This window comes from Fontisphaera persica (assembly GCF_024832785.1).
GTDB lineage: Bacteria > Verrucomicrobiota > Verrucomicrobiia > Limisphaerales > Fontisphaeraceae > Fontisphaera > Fontisphaera persica.
Genome location: NZ_CP116615.1, coordinates 2,759,692 through 2,778,234 on the forward strand (window position 1 = coordinate 2,759,692; position 18,543 = coordinate 2,778,234).

Here is an 18,543-nt window from a genome sequence, read left to right on the forward strand (position 1 = left end):
GGCCCCTGGCCGCCCTGCCTCAAGGCACAGGCAGCTCGTCAAAAATCTTCTGAATGATGGTTTCGCTGGTTTTGTCCTCGGCCTCGGCCTCGTAGGTCACGGTCACCCGATGCCGCAGCACATCCATGCCGATGGATTTGACGTCCTGCGGAGTGACGTAGCCGCGGCCCTTGAGGAAGGCGTGGGCCTTGGCCCCAAGGGTCAGGGCAATGGTGGCGCGGGGGGAGGCGCCCAGTTGAATCATGCCCTGCAACTGGATTTTGTAGGCGGCCGGGTCGCGGGTGGCGCAGACCAGGTCCACAATGTAGTCCTTCACCTTTTCATCCACGTAGATGTCATTGAGCACCTCGCGGGCGGCCAGGATTTGCTGGGGCGTGACCACCGGGCGGGCGGCGGGCAGCCCGCTGGTGCGCGCCATCAAGTCCAGAATCTGGCGCTCCTCTGCGCGGGAGGGGTAGCCGATTTTCAACTTCAGCATGAAGCGGTCCACCTGCGCCTCGGGCAGCGGATAGGTGCCCTCCTGCTCAATGGGGTTTTGCGTGGCGAGCACCAGGAACGGTTCTTCCAGGCGGAAGGTCTGCTCGCCAATGGTCACCTGCTTTTCCTGCATCGCTTCGAGCAGGGCGCTTTGCACCTTGGCGGGGGCGCGGTTGATTTCATCGGCCAGCACCAGGTGGGCAAATACAGGGCCGCGGCGGGTGGAGAAGCTGCCAGTTTGGGGATTGTAGATTTGTGTGCCGATGACGTCCGCCGGGAGCATGTCGGGGGTGAATTGAAGCCGGGCAAACTTGACATTCAAACACGCGGCCAGGGTTTTCACCGACAGCGTTTTGGCCAGGCCCGGCACGCCTTCGAGCAGCACATGGCCGTTGGCCAGGAGCCCGATGATGAGCCGCTCCACGAGGTAGGACTGGCCCACGATGACCTTGCCCATTTCATCCAGCAGCGGGCGCACAAAGGCCGAGGCCCGCGCCACTTCCTGATTAATCGCCGTTAATGCTGTGCTCATGTCCTGATGCCCATCATCCTGCCCGATAGACAATCCGGGGGCAATAATGTTCATTTTTTGCGCCCGGGCGCGCGCGGGCAAAATTTCCGGTTTGCCACCCGGGCGGGGATTGCTAAGATGGACTGGGCCGGGTTAAACGCCGGCTCCGGAAAGGCAGGCATGGATGAAAAAAATTGAAGCCATTATCAAGCCGTTCAAACTCGAAGAGGTCAAGGAAGCCTTGACCGCCCTGGGCATCGAGGGGATGACCGTCAGCGAGGTCAAAGGGTTTGGACGGCAAAAAGGCCACACCGAGATTTATCGCGGCAGCGAGTACACCGTGGATTTTCTGCCCAAAATCAAACTGGAGATCGTCCTGCCGGACGCGCTGGTCAACCCGGCCGTGGAAGCCATCGTCAAGGGGGCGCGCACGGGCAAAATCGGCGACGGCAAGGTGTTCATTCTGCCCATTGAAAACGCCGTGCGCATCCGCACCGAGGAAAGCGGGGACAAGGCGGTCTGAGCCGTCCTCCCCGGCCGGCCCGGAGCGCGAGGCCCAGGCCATGTTTTCCCATGGGGCGTACCGTCATCTACCCAGGCAGCTTTGACCCGTTGACCAATGGCCATCTGGACATTGTGCAGCGGGCCGCGCGGCTCTTTGACCGGGTCATTGTGGCTGTGGCCCCCAGCGAAGGCAAGGGGCCCCTGTTTGATTTGGAAGAGCGCGTTTCCCTCATCCGCCGCGCGGTCATGACCATGCCCAACGTGGAAGTGGACTCCTTCACCGGCCTGTTGATGGATTACGTGGAAAAACAAAACGGCCACGCAGTCATCCGCGGCCTGCGCGCCGTTTCCGATTTCGAGTTTGAGTTTCAACTGGCCCTCATGAACCGCAAACTCAATCCACGGGTGGAAACCATTTTCATGATGCCCAAGGAAGCTTACACCTTTGTCAGCAGCCGGCTGGTGAAGGAAATCGCCACCCTCGGCGGTGACGTCGGGCCGTTTGTGCCGGCGCATGTGAAAGCCGCCCTGACGCGCAAACTGCGCCAGCGCCGCCGCCGCGCCTAGGGCGGGAAAGCGAGACCGCCTATGTCCGTCCAATTCAGCTTAAGCCAGTTGGAAATCCGCAACCTCACCCTCCAGGGCGAGCTGGCGGTGGAAGACCTGGACCTGGACACCGGAGACGCCATGCTGCAGGTGCGCCAGCCCCTGCGCTATGACATCCAGCTCGAAAAGGTGGAGGCGGGCGTGTACGCCCACGGACGGCTGATGCTGCACTTGAACTGCTGTTGCGTGCGGTGCTTGAAGGAATTTGTCCTGCCCCTGGAACTCGCCCAGTGGTCCCGCCTGCTGCCGCTGACGGGAGAGGACGCGGTGCCGGTGGAAAAAGACATTGTGGACTTGACGCCCATCCTGCGCGAAGATATGCTTTTGGTCTTTCCGCAACATCCGTTGTGTGAACCGGGATGCGGCGGGTTGCCGCAGTGGCAACAAATGCAAGCGAGCCAGCAGGCCGCCAGCGGGGTCAATTCCCCGTGGTCCGTGCTGGATCAGTTGAAATTGAAATCGTGACTGCCGCCAGGCAGAGAAAGCTTATATGGGTGTACCGAAACGCAAACCCTCGCGCAGCCGCCAGCGCATGCGGCGCGCTTACAACAGTGTCTTGACGCTCCCGCAATTGAGCGTTTGTCCGCAATGCTCGGCGCCGTATGTGCCGCACCGGGTCTGCCCGGCCTGCGGCTTCTACCGGGGACGCCAGGTCGTGACCGTCAAAGTCCAGGGCTGACACGGGCCGGCATCGGGCGGCGCCTCCGGCGCAGGTCCGCGGCTCCGCGCTGATGCCGGGATTATTGCATGAATTCCCCGGCTCCGAAATCCTTTGTCAATCCGCGCGCCCGCCACAATTACGCCGGCCGCCCCTGCTCCATCATCGGCGTAGGCTCCTACGTGCCTGAACGGGTGCTCACCAACGCGGATTTGACCCGCATGGTGGACACCAGCGACGAGTGGATTATCACCCGCACCGGCATCCGCGAGCGGCGCATTGCCGCCCCCGACCAATACACCTCGGACCTCGCTGCCGCGGCTGCCCAGAAAGCCCTCGAAAATGCCGGCATCACCCCCCAGCAGGTGGATTTAATCATTGTGGCCACCATCACGCCGGACATGCCGTTTCCCAACACGGCCTGCCTGGTGCAGCAAAAAATCGGGGCCACCCGCGCCGCGGCCTTTGATATTGAGGCCGCCTGCTCCGGTTTCATTTACGCGCTGGAGATTGGCCAGCAATTCATCATGTCCCGCACCTACGAAACGGTGCTGGTCATCGGCGCGGAAAAACTCTCCACCATCACCGACTGGCAGGACCGCAACACCTGCGTCCTCTTTGGCGATGGCGCCGGCGCAGCCGTCCTCCAAAGCCGCCCCGACAGCCACGGACTGCTTACCACCTGCATGGGAGCCGACGGCAGCAAGGGCAGCCTCCTGTGCATGCCCGGCGGCGGCAGCCGCAATCCCGCCACACCGGAAAGCGTGCAGAGCCGGCTCCATTACCTGAAAATGGACGGCAAGGAGACCTTCAAAAATGCCGTCACCGCCATGGTCCAGGCCGGTCAGGAGGCCTTGCGGCGCTGCGCCTTGGACATCAAGCAAATCAAGTGCATCATTCCGCATCAGGCCAACCAACGCATCCTGGACGCCGTGGCGGAGCGCCTGGGAGCCACTCCCGAGCAGGTGTTCATGAACTTGGATAAATACGGCAACACCTCCGCGGCTTCGGTCGCCATCGCCCTGGACGAAGCCGTCCGCCAGGGACGCATCCAGCGCGGTGACCTGGTACTGCTGGTCGTTTTCGGCGCCGGCTTCACCTGGGCCGCCGCCGTGATTGAATGGTGAGCCTGCCCGGCGGCTGCCGGCCCCCCATCCAACGTCCCCCAACGCGAGCGTAACACCTGCGGCCCCCGTATCGCAGGCGTCCCGCACGCAGCAGCAAGATGAAGGCGGCTGTAGCGCAGGCGTCTCGCCTGCGGGTTCACGGAGCCTCCCGGCTCCGTGATTGCTGAATTGCCAAGGTCAAGCGTATGCGCCCAAAAGCACCAGTCCGCTCATCAATCTTTCATTTCCCATAGCGCAGGCGTCCTCGTCCCGCAAGGCGGGATAATGCCTGCGTCTTGCAGGGGGGGCAAAGGATGAATGAGTTTTATTTGAGCGGCTGCCGTTTCCCTCATCTTCATCTCGGCCTGCACCCCACCAAAGCGGGCAAAAAAATCCCACAACGCCCATTAACAGTTCCCCTCTCCCCGTGGGAAAGGGCCAGGCTGAGGGGCCTCTTCTCCCTCTTCGTTCCCTTCGTTTCCTTCTGTTCAAAATTTGTGTCCATTCGTGTCCATTCGTGGTTGATTCCCCACCCTTCACACGCTCTGCCCCCTTTTCCCTCCACCCCATCGTAGCAGAAAGCCAAGGTGAGGGTCTGTAGCGCAGGCGTCCTCGCCTGCGGGTTCACGGAGCCTCCCGGCTCCGTGATTGCAGAATTGATAAGGTCAAGCGTATGCGCCCAAAAGCACCAGTCCGCTCATCAATCTTTCATTTCCCATAGCGCAGGCGTCCTCGTCCCGCAAGGCGGGATAATGCCTGCGTCTTGCAGGCCGGGGGCAAGGGATGAATGAGTTTTATTTGAGCGGCTGCCGTTTCCCTCATCTTCATCTTGTCCTGCAACCAACAAAAGCGGGCGAAAAAAATCCCACAGCGCCCATTAACAGTTCCCCTCTCCCCGTGGGAAAGGGCCAGGCTGAGGGGCCTCTTCTCCCTCTTCGTTCCCTTCGTTTCCTTCTGTTCAAAATTTGTGTCCATTCGTGTCCGTTCGTGGTTCTTGTTTCCACTTTCACGCGTTCTGACCCCTTTTCCCTCCAACCCATCGTGGAAAAAGGCTAAGGTGAGGGTGTGTAGCGCAGGCGTCTCGCCTGCGGGTTCACGGAGCCTCCCGGCTCCGTGATTGCAGAACTGATAAGGTCAAGCGGACCCGTTCGGAAACAACAAACCGTGCGTTAATCTTTCATGCGCCGTAACGCAGGCGTGCATGAATCGAAAAGTGGGAATTGGCCTGCGGGACGCAGGCATCACCCGCAGGCGGGACGCCTGCGCTACATGGGTACGCCTTGCGCTACGAAACCGCTCCTATGGCCTAGGTGAGGCAAGCCAAAAGCCGATTTGGGGGCGAATGAGGGCTTGATGGAATAGGGGATTTGGGGGATATTGGGTTCGAGGTCAGCCACAAGATGCAGGTGAATGAAGCCATAAGCATGTGTGCAGTGTCGGAGGTGGAAAGTTGTCCCGAAGTGCATAGGACAAGGGGTGCGGTGCGCACGCACGTGTGGGGGGCGAATTTGTCGGGGACGACGCAGGGGACGGGTTCGATTTCAGGAGGGTTGCAAGCGGGGTTGGCGCACGTTGTTGGTCTCGGGGAGCACACGCCTCCGGCGTGTGCCCTTCGGCGTCCCGCCGAAGGGAAATTATTCCTCCACACGTCGAATGCGGCCACAGAGCAACGCTCGTCAGAACACGAATGCTGCCCGTTTGGCGAGCTCCTGCGCGCCACCGGCCCCCTGGCCCAGACGTTCAATCATCTCTTCTCCACCAAATACTTTGACTGGGAAACCGGCCTCTCTTACTACGGCCACCGCTACTACTCCCCCACCACTGGAAGATGGCCAAATAGAGACCCCATCGGAGACGAAGTCGTTCTACGGCATGCTGCCCGAACCATTCATCCGATGCGAGTAGCGATCCTCCAACACGAAGCTCTCGGCAACCTCTACACGTTCAATCACAACAACCCGATGGGATACGTAGACTCGGACGGGCGAGTCGCTATCGCAATCCCTGCCGGCGTGATCATTGGGGGTGGTATTTTGATTGGTGCTGGGATCTGCTACGCAATTCCAAGTTGTCGCGACGCGATGACTCAGGCTGGCCGAGAAATCGCAGAAGGCGTCAAAGAGCTTTGCAGGCCAAGGCCGAAACCACCGGAGATTTGTCCCAAGACGGGGGAGATGAACCAACCCGCAATCGGGAATCCAGGCGACCCAGACTATGTTCCTGCGATGAAAATCTGCATCTACACCTGCCCAAAGCAAGGCGTAGTGCGGAGATATTTCCCCGAAGGAACGTTGTGTGATTCAACAATCACCCAGCCCTTCCCGTAAATGCCTTTATGACGATGACCAAAGACGACGCACCTGTTGCTGAAATCTTTCTGCAACTCAAAGCCAAAGCTGCGAAGGGCGTGCCTTGGACAGTGGACGAAAGCGCAACGGTCAGGCGCGCGTTAGAGAAGGAAGGCGAGATTCGTGTGTTAGCTGCCTGCTGCGCTGTGGTGTCGGGACGTTTGGAAGAACACGCTCGCTCACTCCATGTGATTCGAAAAGCAGTTGAACAGAAAAATCCCTCACCCTACGTCGAGCTTTCGATTTACGAGGCGCTTACCCGCCTAGAGTCCACGACGCTCGCGCGATTCGGCGACGCAATTCTTTCTTTCATTGAACAGTCATTGGGCCGACGGGCTGTTAACTTGGACAACACGATTTTCTTGCTTGGGAGATTGGCACGCATAGGGCAAAGCAAAGCGTTGGAGTTTCTGCAGTCGCTCGCACACGACAGCAATGCGGAGGTTCGAGATAACGCCTCGCGCGTGCTCCAAGGTATTGAGCGCGATTGAAAACCCAACCGGCTGTCCCGCACAAGTGGTGATAAGAAATTAGCCGTGCTCAGGCCGCACGGGAGGAAGGTCGGCCGCCCGCCTGTCTGCGGGCGCGACGCACAGGCAGGCGCGTGTGGCACAACCCTTGTCCCGCTGTGCGGGATCGCTGCGGAGTGGGTGGCGTCCAGTCCCGCAGCGTGCGCCCCGGCTGCGGCGTCGGGTTAGGGTGGACTGGGGTTGAGACGGTGTTGATGACGATGCGAATACGGCTACCTCGACAGTGTGATAAGCAAGCGGTCTTGCTCCGGTTTGGTGGACACCTTGTTGAGGCGGGGGCGGATGGTTGTATTGATGACGGAGGTGGCATCGGTGACGCTGCGAGTGATAATTATGGCGGTGTAGGCAAACCCTGATGGGCAGTCGGAGACGTACACGAGGGAAGTGCGGATGCGTCCGGCGTTGGGGCTGGAGGTGGGGGGATGCAGGTGAAGTTGGCTTCGGCGGGACGCTCCCGCTCTGCGGGACCAGACGCAGGCGCTGTGCGTCCGCTTGACTTTGGCAACTCAGAAATCACGGAGCCGGGAGGCTCCGTGAACCCGCAGGCGGGACGCCTGCGCTACATGGGGCCGACGCCTGCGCTACACACCTTCACAATAGTCCCTTCCCACGATGGGGTAAAGGAACACGGAGGGACACGGATTTTGAACAGAAGGAAACGAAGGGAACGAAGGGGGAAAACGCCCCCTTACCCGGGCCCTCTCCCAGAGGGAGAGGGAAATAGTTACCGTGCGTCGGATTATTCTGTCGGCGGTCCCTTGGCCACCCTTTGGTCTGCGGGACGCAGGCTTTATTCCGCTCTGCGGGACGGGGACGCCTGCGCTATGGGAAATGAAAGGTTGCCGTGCGGACTGGGGTAACCAGGCGCGCCCGCTTGATGTTGGCAATTCAGCAGTCACGGAGCCGGGAGGCTCCGTGAACCCGCAGGCGGGACGCCCGCGCTACATGAGGGACGCCTGCGCTACGCCCCTCACCCTGGCTCTCTACCATGATGTAGTAGCTGAACACGGATGAACACGGATTTGGAACAGAAGGAAACGAAGGAAACGAAGGATGAGAAGCGTTCCCTCACCCTGACCCTCTCCCAGAGGGAGAGGGAAATACGCCAAGTTCGGTCACAGACTTTGACCGCCCTTTTCCATGGCGCTGTCCCAAGGGGAGAGGGAGGAATTGTAGTTGCGTGGATTAGCCTACCCTGGCCCTGTGGCCCCCCTTGGCCTGCACATGGTCAGCGGGAGGAAGCCGCTTAACGGCTTCCAGGCGAATTCCCCGTTAACATCCTCCCCGTTTTATTGGTCCTGGGCAGCGTTGTTTTTGGGAGTGTCTTTTTTGTCCGCCTCGGGATTTTGCCGCAGGGCCGGGTCTTGGGGGTGATGTTGTTCGAGCCAGCGTTTGGGGACGCGGCCGTCCCACCAGGCCAGGTTCATGGGATAGACATCGGGGTCGAAGATGACGTGGTAAAAATGCCAAACCACGATGGCCAGGCAGGCCAGGATGGCCTCGTAGTAGTGGATAGTGGTGGCGACTTCAATTACCCAGCGCGGCAGCCAGTGGGTCACTTCCATTTTGAACCAGATGACCAACCCCGTAATTCCCATGATGACCGTTCCCCAAATCACCGCCCAATACTCAATTTTCTCCACATAACTGAAGCGTCCGGCCTCCGGCTCCGAGCCGCGCCCCGTGAGCCAATGGCGCGTGGCGGCCAACATCTGCCGCAAGTCGCCCGCCCGCCAGAGGAGGTCCCGCCACAGCCGGCGGCCCTGGGCGAAGAAGATAATGTAGCCCAGATGCCAGCCCCCCACGCCCAGCAACACCAGGCCGGCGACGCGATGCACCCAGCGGCGGATTTCCTCATCCGCTCCGAAAAGCCAGGCGAGGCGGGATTCCGGAAACTTCAGCGCGAAACCGCTGACGGCAAGCACCACAAAGCTGGCGAGGAGGAGGCCATGTTGCCAGCGCTGGTGGCGGTCCATGCGCTCCACGAGCGGCCCGGCGGCCTGGCGCAACGCCAACAGTTTGCGCCACCAGGCCAGGGCATTGTGGATTAGCATGGCGCCCACCACCCCGAAGATGAGCGCCAGATAGATGCGCCGGACCCAGAAATTGACCCGCGCCGCCAGGTCTGAAGGTTCGTCCAGGTCCACATGGATTTTGCCCTCGACAAATTTGGCGGTGGCGCCGGGATGGCATTTGCCGCAGGTTTCCGGCAAATGCCGGGGATGGATGGAGGAGCGGGGGTCGGTACTGGGGAGGATTTCATGGTAGCCGTGGCAACTGGAACAGTTGGCGGCGCGCGCATAGCCGCTTTGGACGGCCAGGCCGTGATAGCTTTCGTAAAAGGTTTTCACCCGGTTGGCGGGCAGGCGGAACTTGGAGTTGATGCGCTCCGAGGCGTGGCATTTGCCGCAAACGTCGCCGGAAACTTTCAGCGCGGCGCTGCCCTTGAGGGTTTCAATGCGATGCTCGCTGTGGCAATCGGTGCAGGTGGCGGCTTCGCGCACGCCGCGCGCGACGGCGCGTCCATGCACGCTGTCCTTGACCTGGGCGGCCGCCTCGGGATGGCATTCGCCGCAGGTCTGGCCGAGCTTGGACCAGTGGAGCGGCGAATCAATGACCGTGGGGGGGAGAATGTCGTGCTGGCCGTGGCAGTCGGCGCATCCCGGCGCGCCCTGTTTGCCCTCCTGCAAGGCGAGTCCATGGACGCTGGCGCCGAAGCTGGCCGTCTGCGACGCGTGGCAGGCCTCGCATCGCGCGGGTTTTACGGCGAGGCCATCATCGGGGTGTTTCTCCGTGATGTCGGCATGGCAGGACATGCAGAGGTTGGTGCGATGGACCGAGCGGGCGAGCAACGCCGCATCCACATAAAGCGAGATGGCGCGGCCCTGGGCATTGGTCTTGGTCAATTCCTTGTCTTCATGGCAATCGAGGCAATCCTTGTTGGGCCTCAGGGCCACGGCGGCGCTGGCGATGAGCGCGACGCAGAAAAAGAGACAAAAAATCCCGGCTTGCAGGCAACCACCCATCGCTGGCAGCCATGGCCGCCACGCATTCCTACCTATCATCGCAGCGCAGTTTACCATGTTAAAAGCGGGCGGCTTGCCGGATTTTGGCAAAGATTCAACTTTTACCGCAATAGGCGCTGCCAAGGGGCCGGGTGTTCCCAGGGGCTTCGCGGCGCCCTCAACGGCAGTGCCGGTAATGTTTCCAAGGTCATTGGCGCATTGCATTTCTGCTGGCAATGTGGACGGCGTTTGGCAGACTGGGCCGCCAAAGGCAGGCGTGGCCCCGCGCCAGGCAGGGCACGCAAGCCCTGAAACCAGGATGTTTTATGAGCATGGATTTGTTTTCACTGAAAGGCGAGGTGGCCGTGGCCATTGGCGCGGGCGGGGTGCTTGCCGGCGCCATGGCGGAAGGTTTTGCCATGGCCGGGGCCCGGGTGGCGGTGGTGGATTTGCGGCTGGAAGCCGCGCAGGCTTGCGCGCAGCGCATACAACAAAACGGCGGGGTGGCCCAGGCCTTTGCCGCCAATGCCATGGAAAAGGAGAGCCTGGAACAGGCGCGCCAGGCCATCGAGGCCGCGCTGGGGCCGGCCACCATCCTGCTCAACGCGGCGGGGGGCAACGACCCCAAGGTGACCGTCACGCCGGACAATCCGTTTGAAAACATTCCCATTGAAAACTGGCGGCGCAACTTTGACTTGAACCTGGTGGCGGGCGCGCTTTTTCCCTGCCAGGTTTTCGGGCCGGGCATGGTGGCGCGCCGCAAGGGCAGCATCATCAACATCGCCTCGGTGTCGGCGCACATTCCGCTTTCCCGCGTGGTCTCCTATTCCGCGTCCAAGGCGGCGGTGCTGAATCTGACCCGTTTTCTGGCGCGGGAATGGGCGCCTTATGGGGTGCGCGTCAACACCATCACGCCGGGCTTTTTCCCGGCGGACCAAAACCGGCGGCTGTTGTTCAACGAGGACAACACCCCCACGGAGCGCACGCGCCAGATTTGGAGCCATACGCCGATGAATCGTTTTGGGGAGGCGCATGAGCTGGTGGGCGCGGCCATCTTTCTGGCCAGCCCGGCGGCCAGCTCGTTTGTCACCGGCGCGGATATTCGCGTGGACGGCGGTTTTCTGGCGCAGACCATCTGACCGGCAGGCTTGCGGACGCCCCCGCGGGCTTCTAACATCGCCCACGGCGCAAGGGTGTCCCCTGGCCGGGAGGCGGCAGGTGAGGGGTGGGACGCAAGCCGCCCCTCTGCCGGAGCGTGTCCCCCCCAAGGCGTCACTGAGCGCAGCAACAGCAAGGAATGACAGCGGCAGGGTCCGCATAACATGGCTGGCGAAACAACCACAGCAGCAAACGCCATCACCCGCGCACGGATTCGGGTGGACGGCAAGTTTTTACGCGCGGGCGCCGAGAAGTTTTACCTCAAGGGCGTGACGTATGGGCCGTTTGCCCCGGGGCCTGATGGCAGCCATTTCCCCGGCCAGGTCCAGGCGGCGCGGGATTTCGAGTTGATTCGCGCCCTGGGGGCCAACACCCTCCGCGTTTATCATCCGCCCCCGCGCTGGCTGGCGGATTTGGCGCAGGAATTTGGGTTGCGCCTGTTGGTGGACATCCCGTGGAGTCATCATGTTTGTTTTCTGGATTCTCCCCAGCGCCTGCAAGAGGCGCGCGACGCCGTGCAGCAGGCCGTGGCCGGGCTGGCGGGGCATCCGGCCATACTGGCCTACAGTGTGGCCAATGAAATCCCCACGGATATTGTGCGCTGGCAGGGCCAGCGGCGGGTGGCGGAGTTTTTGGAGGAGCTGGTGGAGGTGGCCAAAGCCGCGGACCCCGGCTGTCTGTGCACCTTCACCAACTTCCCGCCCACGGAGTACCTGCGGCCGCGCAACATTGATTTTGTCTGCTTCAATGTGTATCTGCACCAGCGCCGGGCGCTGGACAATTACCTGGCCCGGCTCCAGATGATGGCGGACCAGAAACCGCTGGTCCTGGGCGAGTTTGGGGTGGATTCCCTGCGCGAAGGAGAAGAGCGCAAATGTGAGATGCTCACGTGGCAGATTGAGACAGCCTTTCGCAATGGTCTGGCCGGGGCGGTGGTGTTCAGTTTCACCGATGACTGGTGGCGGGCGGGGCAGCCGGTGGAGGATTGGGCCATGGGTCTGACCACGCGGGACCGCCAGCCCAAACCGTCGTATGCCGCCGTGCAGGCGGCCTTCCAGCAGGCGCCTTATTTTCCGTTGCCGCAAACGCCCAGGGTGTCGGTGGTGGTGGCCAGTTACAACGGGGCGCGCACCCTCAAGGCCTGCCTGGACTCGCTGCAGAACCTGAACTACCCCGACTATGAGGTGATTCTGGTGGACGACGGCTCCACGGACACCACGCCGCACCTGGCGGCGCAATACCCTTCGGTAATCTACATCCGGCAGTCCAATCAGGGATTGAGCGCGGCGCGCAATACGGGCATCGCCGCGGCCCGGGGGGACATTGTGGCCTTTACCGATTCCGACTGCCGGGCCGATGAAGACTGGCTTTACTACCTGGTGGGCGATATGTTGCGGGGGCAGTTTGCCGGCATGGGCGGGCATAACTTCCTGCCGCCGGAAGATTCGCTGGTGGCCGCGGCGGTAATGGCATCGCCGGGCGGGCCGGCGCATGTGATGCTCACCGACCGCATTGCCGAGCACATCCCCGGCTGCAACATGGCCTTCTGGAAGTGGGCGCTGGACGCGGTGGGGTGGTTTGACCCGGTCTTCCGCAAGGCCGGCGACGATGTGGACATCTGCTGGCGTTTGCAGCAGCAGGGATTGCTGATTGGATTCAGTCCCGCCGGCTTTGTCTGGCATTACCGGCGCTCCACAGTGGAGGCCTACCTGCGGCAACAGCAGGGTTACGGAGAGGCCGAGGCGCTGCTCATCCGCAAACACCCGGAATATTTCAACGCGCTGGGCGGGAGCCTTTGGGCCGGCCGCATCTATACCAGCGCCAAGCTGGGCGTGCTGGCCAAGCGCGAGATTGTCTATCACGGCATCTTTGGCACGGGCCAGTTTCAAACCCTCTACACGCCGCGGCCGGCCTTCACCCTGATGCTGCTGACGAGTTTTGAATACCATGTGGTGGTGACGCTGCCACTGTTGATTTTGTCCGTGCCGTTCCATTTTCTGCTGCCGGTGGCGGCCACCTCGCTGCTGGCCACGCTGGGGATTTGCATCGCCGCCGCCTGGCAGGCGGAGCTTCCGCCGCAACGCCAGGTCTGGTGGTCCCGGCCGCTGGTGGCATTGTTGTATTTGCTCCAGCCCATCGTCCGCGGCTGGGCGCGCTACCGCCAGCGCCTGACCTACCGGCCCACCCCGGTCAACGCCCTGGAAAAACTGGATTCCATGGCCCTGCGCGACAGCGGCGAGCCGCTGGAGCAAGCCGCCTACTGGGCCGAGCACTGGGTGGACCGGGTGGAGTTTTTGCGGGAAATTCTGCGCCGCCTGGAAAAGGAGGGGTGGCAGCACAAGCCAGACAACGGCTGGAGCGAATACGACGTGGAAATCTACGGCAGCCGGTGGAGCCGCGTTCAGCTTACCACGGTGGCCGAGCTGTTTCCCGGCGGGCGCCAGCTTTTCCGCTGCCGGCTGCACAGCCTGTGGTCTCTGCCCGCGCGCGTGGCGTTTGGGGCTGCGGCGGCATTTGAAATGCTGGTCATTGGTTTTTCCAGCCCGTATTTCCCTTGGATATGGCTCTTGCTGCTCACCCTGCCGGCGCTGGGCTGGTTTTTTGCGCAAGAGCAACGCAACTTGCAATGTCTGGTGCACGCCTTTTTGGACGATGTGGCGCGGCAACTGGGCATGATTAAATTGAAAGCGTCCACCGGCCAGCCGTGGCAGCCGCCTGCCCAAGCCGTGCCGCCCAAGGCGCCCACCGCCACCTCTCCGGCTCCATGAAGCAATACCTTGATTTGTTGCGCCTGGTTTTGGAAAAAGGCAAGTTTCGCCCGGACCGCACGGGTGTGGGCACTTATGCGGTGTTTGGCGCGCAGGCGCGGTTTGATTTGCGGGAAGGATTCCCCCTGCTCACCACCAAGAAGCTCCACGTCAAATCCATCATCTACGAGCTGCTCTGGTTTTTGCGGGGCGACACCAATGTGCGGTGGCTGCAGGAGCGCGGCGTCACCATCTGGGACGAATGGGCCGGGCCGGACGGGAGCCTGGGGCGGATTTACGGCGCGCAATGGTGCGACTGGCGCCGTCCCGACGGCACCTCCGTCAACCAGATTAATGAGGTGATTGAGGAAATCCGCACCCGTCCCAACAGCCGCCGTCTCATCGTGTCGGCCTGGAATCCGGGGGAGCTGGACCAAATGGCGCTGCCCCCCTGTCACGCGCTGTTTCAATTTTTCGTGATGGACGGCGAGTTGAGCTGCCAGATGTACCAGCGCAGCGCCGACCTGTTTCTGGGCGTGCCGTTCAATATCGCCTCCTACGCGCTGCTGACGATGATGGTGGCTCAGGTAACTGGCCTGAAACCGGGCGAGTTTATTCATACCTTTGGCGACCTTCATCTCTATGCCAACCACCTGGAACAGGCCCGGTTGCAATTGACCCGCGAGCCGCGCCCCCTGCCCCGGATGCGGCTCAATCCGGAGGTGAAAAACATCCACGACTTCAAGTACGAGGATTTTGTGCTGGAAGGTTACGATCCGCATCCGCCGATCAAGGCGCCCATCGCGGTGTAGTCCCAGCCCTGATGCTGCCGGAAGGGGCAGCTCATTCATTTTTTGGTACCCCCGGCGCGTTTTACCGCAGCCAAATGTTCACAGAAAGTCACGGTTTTGTAACCTGCCTGCCAAATCCCGTGCCCATAGTGGGACGGCGATGGCGGCCAAAGGGCATTTACTGCTTCACCAGATTCTGGTAGTCCCAGCCGGCGAGTGGAATTTCCCCCCTGCGCCGTGGGTGGTGTTGCGCCTGGAACAAGGGTTGGCCTACTGGATTTCGCCCGCGGCCCCAATGGAGCTGGCGCCGGGGGATGTGCTGGTGGCCAGCAACCAGTTGCAAGGCGTGTTGCGGGCCAGCCAGATTTCCGAGGCCACCGTGGTTTATTACACGGTCAACCCGGACCTTCTGGGCGGTTTCCTCACCCTTGCCGAGCGGCATTTGCTGCAATCCCTCCAAAGCCGTACCTCCGGCCTGCCCCTTCACCTGCCGTCCCGCCACGGGCTGGCGGTGGAGTTTGCGCGGATTTGCGAGGCCACGTCCGAGATTACCCCGTTGGTGCAGCGCTGCCGGCTGCTGCATCTGTTTGCCGCCACGTTGCAACAACATCTGGGGCAGCTCCCGGCCTATACCGCCAACGGCCAGGCCGAAAAGCGTTTCCACGAGTTAATGGCCAGCCTCTCTGAACCTGAGCTGCTGCGTTATACGCCCCGCGAGCTGGCTGCTCGCTGCGGCTGCAGCCCCCGCCACTTTGCGCGGCTTTTTCATGCGCACTTTGGCTGCTCGGTGCGGGAAAAACTTACCGAATTGCGCCTCCGCAAAGCCCGCGAGCTGCTCCTGCTCAGCCACACCACAGTGGCGGGCGTGGCGGTGGCCACCGGCTTCCGGCATCTGGGACTCTTTAACGCCGTGTTCAAAAAGCACTTTGGCGAAACGCCGCGCCGCTGGCGCGAGCTGCACCGCCAAACTGAAGGAGCGTTATAGGCGGGGGCCGCCTGCTTTGGCTCTCGCCTGCCGGTTGCCTTTTAGCCCCCGCCACCGCGGTGATTCGTTTCGCCTTTGATTTCGCGCCTGCGGCGGCTAAAACTGGCGGCGCACATGCCGACGACGGCGTCATCCACAACTGCACAACGCCCCTGGCGCATCGCGCATTCCGAATGCTCGCTGGGCTGGGGCGGGCAGGAGCATCGCGTGCTGGCGGAGCTGGCCGGTTTCGCCCGCCGCGGCGCGCAGGTGTGGCTGCTGGCTCCGCCGGAAAGCTGCCTCTACCAGCGGGCGCAGGCGGCGGGGATTGAAGTTGTGCCCTTACGTCTCTCGCGGATGGGCTTTGTCTGGCACGCCATTCAATGGGCGCGCTGGCTTAAGCAACACCAGGTGCAGGTGCTCAACCCCCACAGCTCCCGCGACGGCTGGCTGTTGGGCGTCGCCGGACGGCTGGCGCGGGTCCCTTTCATTGTTCGCACCCGCCATATTGACGTGGACTATCCGCACGCATGGCTGAGCCGCCATGCGTTCACCACGCTGGCGGATCACGTGCTGACCACCAGCGAAAAAATCGCGGCGCATTTTCGCGAATTATTCCACCTGCCCGCGGATCGCGTCACCACCATCCCCACCGGCATTGACGTGCAACGGTTTTCGCCGCAGGGGTCCAAAGCGCAGTTAATCCCGGCGCCGGCCCAGGCCCCACGGGTGGGCATGGTCTCCGTGCTGCGCTCCTGGAAAGGACACGCCACTTTCCTGCAAGCAGCCCGCCAACTGGTGGACGCCCGTTTCCCGGCTCGCTATGTCATTGTGGGCGAAGGACCCATCCGATACCAAATCGAGGCGCAAATCGCCGAGTTACAATTGCAGGAGCAGGTGACGCTGACGGGCCATCGCGAAGACGTGCCGGAAGTCCTGCGGGGGCTGGACGTATTGGTCATCGCCTCCACGCGCCATGAAGGCGTGCCCCAAATCGGTCTGCAAGCGCTGGCCTGTCAAACGCCGGTGGTGGGCAGCAACGTGGGAGGCATCCCGGAAATCATCCGGCCGGGGGAGACCGGCCGCCTCTTTCCCGCCGGCAATGCGGCCGCCCTGGCGCAAGCCATACGCGACACCCTGGCCCAGGTGGAGGAAACCCGCGCCATGACTCAACGCGGCCGGGCCATGGTGGTGGAGCGCCATAGTTTGGACCACATGCTCGACCAGTTGGAACAGCTTTATCAACGGCATTTGCCCGCATGAAACTGGCGCTCATACGCCGTCATTTTGCCGCCACCGGCGGGGCTGAGCTGTACACCCAGCGGCTCTGTGAAGCGCTCGTCAGGGAAGGCCATGAAGTGCATCTCTTCGCGGAAACCTGGCCGGCGGCGCTGGCGGAAAAAGGGGGAGCTGGCTTCCATTCCGTGCCGGTGAGCGGGAGGCGGGCGCAACGCCCGTGGCGGTTTGCCCAGGCTGTGCAAGCGGAGCTGAGCCGGCATTCGTTTGATTGCGTGTTCAGTTTGGAGCGCACCCTTGGCCAGGATGTTTACCGCGCCGGAGATGGCCTGCATCGGGTCTGGCTGGAGCGCCGTCGCGCGGCCGCGCCGTGGTGGAAAAAATGGTGGGTGGGCCGGGGCGGGTTCCATCGCTGCATGCTTCGTCTGGAAGCCCAGGTGTTCCACCCCGGTCACACGGGCCAGGTGATTGTGAATTCTGAGATGGTGCGCCAGGAAATTCTCGCCCATTTTCCCTTCCCGGCCGAGCGCATCCATCTGGTCCGCAACGGAGTGGAGGTGGAGCGTTTCCAAAAAGGGAATCGGGCCCTGTTCCGCCAGCGCTGGCACATTGCGCCTGAGGCGTTTGTGCTCCTGTTTGCCGGGTCGGGGTGGGAACGCAAAGGCCTGCCGTGGGTGCTGGAGGCCTTTGGCCGGGTGCGCCGGTCTGACTGGCAATTGGTGGTGGCCGGCAAGGGGCGCATTCCCTGGCTGCGGCCCGCGCAGGTGATTTTCACGGGGCCGCTCGCCGATATGGAAAACGCCTATGCCGCCGCCGACGTGCTGGTGCTGCCGCCGCTCTATGAACCCTCGGCCAATGTCGTCTATGAAGCCCTGGCCGCCGGCCTGCCCGTCATTACCTCACGTTGGAATGGGGCCGCTGAAATCCTCGAAGAAGAGGCTACCGGTACGGTGTTACCGCGCTCGGATGATGTGCCTGCCCTGGCGGCGGCCATGCTCCGGTGGAGCCACCGCCGTGAACGCGTGCGTGTGGATGCCGGCCGGTTATCTTTGGAAAACAATGTGCAACAAACCCTGGCCATTTTGGCACGCGCGGCCCGGGAGCGCCGGCAATGAAGATTTCCCTCTGCATCATCACGCTGAACGAAGAGGCCAATCTGCCGCGGTGTCTGGCGAGCAGCGCGCCCCTGGTGGATGAAATGGTCATCGTGGATTCCGGCAGCACGGACCGCACGGAGGCCATTGCCCGCCAGTATGGCGCCCATTGGGTGCCCCACCAATGGCTGGGATACGTGCGCCAGAAAAACCTGGCCCTTTCGCTGGCGAGCCTGCCCTGGGTGCTGAGCCTGGATGCAGACGAGGCTTTATCGCCCGAGCTGGCCGGGGAAATCAAGGCGTTGAAGGCCACGGAGCCGCCAGCCGAAGTGGCAGGTTACGACATGCCCCGCTGCGTGTTCTACGAAGGCCGCTGGATTCGCCACGGCGATTGGTACCCCGACCGGCTGGTGCGCTTGTTTCGCAAAGACCGCGCCCGGTTCACCGGCGGCCAGGTGCATGAACGGCTGGAGGTGGAGGGCGAAGTGCGGCATCTGCGCGGGGATATTTATCATTACTCCTTCAAAGACGCCGCCGACCATCGCGCCCGCAGCGAGCACTACGCCCGCCTGTGGGCGGCCAGCCAGCGCGCCGCCGGCCGCACGGCTGGACCGCTCGCCCCCTACTATCACGCGGCGTTTCGCTGGCTCCGCGGTTATGTCCTGCGCGCCGGGTTCCTGGATGGCCCGCAAGGGTGGCGCATTGCTTCCCTCTGTGCGCGGGAAACTTTCCTCAAATACCAGTGGCTGCGGCGCAATCCAACCCCCTGAGCGGACCAAGCCTGTTCCCGCGGGCCGGCGGGCGTTTT

Annotated in this window: 16 protein-coding genes; 14 read left to right on the plus strand and 2 right to left on the minus strand. The window is 62.4% G+C overall.

The features are described from left to right. Positions 1–19: 19 nt before the first annotated feature. Entirely contained in the window at positions 20–1,009 is a 990-nt protein-coding gene (locus NXS98_RS10245) for an AAA family ATPase (protein ID WP_283844870.1), read from the minus strand. A gap of 163 nt (positions 1,010–1,172) precedes the next feature. Here NXS98_RS10245 and NXS98_RS10250 point away from each other — a divergent pair, with 163 nt between their 5' ends. From NXS98_RS10250 to NXS98_RS10280, 7 genes are all read left to right on the plus strand, one after another. Beyond that, positions 1,173–1,511 (plus strand): P-II family nitrogen regulator, encoded by a 339-nt coding sequence (locus tag NXS98_RS10250; RefSeq protein WP_283844871.1) that lies wholly within the window; start codon positions 1,173–1,175, stop codon positions 1,509–1,511. A gap of 50 nt (positions 1,512–1,561) precedes the next feature. Next, positions 1,562–2,059 carry a pantetheine-phosphate adenylyltransferase gene (gene coaD, locus NXS98_RS10255; protein ID WP_283844872.1) on the plus strand — a complete coding sequence of 166 codons (498 nt, stop codon included), beginning with the start codon at positions 1,562–1,564 and terminating at the stop codon, positions 2,057–2,059. A gap of 21 nt (positions 2,060–2,080) precedes the next feature. Next, positions 2,081–2,563, plus strand: a complete 483-nt coding sequence (locus tag NXS98_RS10260) for a YceD family protein (RefSeq protein WP_283844873.1) — start codon at positions 2,081–2,083, stop codon at positions 2,561–2,563. 25 nt (positions 2,564–2,588) lie between these two features. Further along, positions 2,589–2,777 (plus strand): 50S ribosomal protein L32, encoded by a 189-nt coding sequence (gene rpmF / locus NXS98_RS10265; RefSeq protein ID WP_283844874.1) that lies wholly within the window; start codon positions 2,589–2,591, stop codon positions 2,775–2,777. A gap of 68 nt (positions 2,778–2,845) precedes the next feature. Then, positions 2,846–3,883, plus strand: coding sequence for a beta-ketoacyl-ACP synthase III (locus tag NXS98_RS10270; protein WP_283844875.1), 1,038 nt, complete (start codon positions 2,846–2,848; stop codon positions 3,881–3,883). Between the two features lie 1,403 nt (positions 3,884–5,286). After that, a complete protein-coding gene (locus NXS98_RS10275; RefSeq protein ID WP_283848157.1) occupies positions 5,287–6,189 on the plus strand; it encodes an RHS repeat-associated core domain-containing protein in 903 nt (300 codons plus the stop codon). Positions 6,190–6,197: 8 nt separating this feature from the next. Beyond that, positions 6,198–6,701, plus strand: coding sequence for a hypothetical protein (locus tag NXS98_RS10280; RefSeq protein WP_283844876.1), 504 nt, complete (start codon positions 6,198–6,200; stop codon positions 6,699–6,701). A gap of 1,328 nt (positions 6,702–8,029) precedes the next feature. Here the strand turns inward: NXS98_RS10280 and NXS98_RS10285 are convergent. Next, positions 8,030–9,805 (minus strand): cytochrome b/b6 domain-containing protein, encoded by a 1,776-nt coding sequence (locus NXS98_RS10285; RefSeq protein WP_283844877.1) that lies wholly within the window; start codon positions 9,803–9,805, stop codon positions 8,030–8,032. Positions 9,806–10,071: 266 nt separating this feature from the next. Between NXS98_RS10285 and NXS98_RS10290 the strand changes: the two genes are divergently transcribed. The 7 genes from NXS98_RS10290 to NXS98_RS10320 all read left to right on the plus strand — a co-directional run bounded on the left by NXS98_RS10290 (position 10,072) and on the right by NXS98_RS10320 (position 18,505). Further along, positions 10,072–10,884, plus strand: a complete 813-nt coding sequence (locus NXS98_RS10290; RefSeq protein WP_283844879.1) for an SDR family oxidoreductase — start codon at positions 10,072–10,074, stop codon at positions 10,882–10,884. A 183-nt stretch (positions 10,885–11,067) separates the two neighbouring features. Beyond that, positions 11,068–13,671: a glycosyltransferase gene (locus NXS98_RS10295; protein ID WP_283844880.1), complete on the plus strand. Its 2,604-nt coding sequence runs from the start codon at positions 11,068–11,070 to the stop codon at positions 13,669–13,671. After that, complete coding sequence (locus tag NXS98_RS10300) at positions 13,668–14,462, plus strand: thymidylate synthase (protein WP_283844881.1); 795 nt, start codon at positions 13,668–13,670, stop codon at positions 14,460–14,462. Before NXS98_RS10295 ends, NXS98_RS10300 begins: the two co-directional genes overlap by 4 nt. A gap of 139 nt (positions 14,463–14,601) precedes the next feature. Beyond that, positions 14,602–15,426 carry a helix-turn-helix transcriptional regulator gene (locus tag NXS98_RS10305; RefSeq protein ID WP_283844882.1) on the plus strand — a complete coding sequence of 275 codons (825 nt, stop codon included), beginning with the start codon at positions 14,602–14,604 and terminating at the stop codon, positions 15,424–15,426. Between the two features lie 75 nt (positions 15,427–15,501). Next, entirely contained in the window at positions 15,502–16,668 is a 1,167-nt protein-coding gene (locus NXS98_RS10310; RefSeq protein ID WP_283844883.1) for a glycosyltransferase family 4 protein, read from the plus strand. After that, entirely contained in the window at positions 16,665–17,756 is a 1,092-nt protein-coding gene (locus NXS98_RS10315; RefSeq protein WP_283844884.1) for a glycosyltransferase family 4 protein, read from the plus strand. Before NXS98_RS10310 ends, NXS98_RS10315 begins: the two co-directional genes overlap by 4 nt. Continuing rightward, a complete protein-coding gene (locus tag NXS98_RS10320) occupies positions 17,753–18,505 on the plus strand; it encodes a glycosyltransferase family 2 protein (RefSeq protein ID WP_283844885.1) in 753 nt (250 codons plus the stop codon). The genes NXS98_RS10315 and NXS98_RS10320 overlap by 4 nt, the downstream gene beginning before the upstream one ends. The last annotated feature ends 38 nt before the right edge of the window (positions 18,506–18,543 follow it).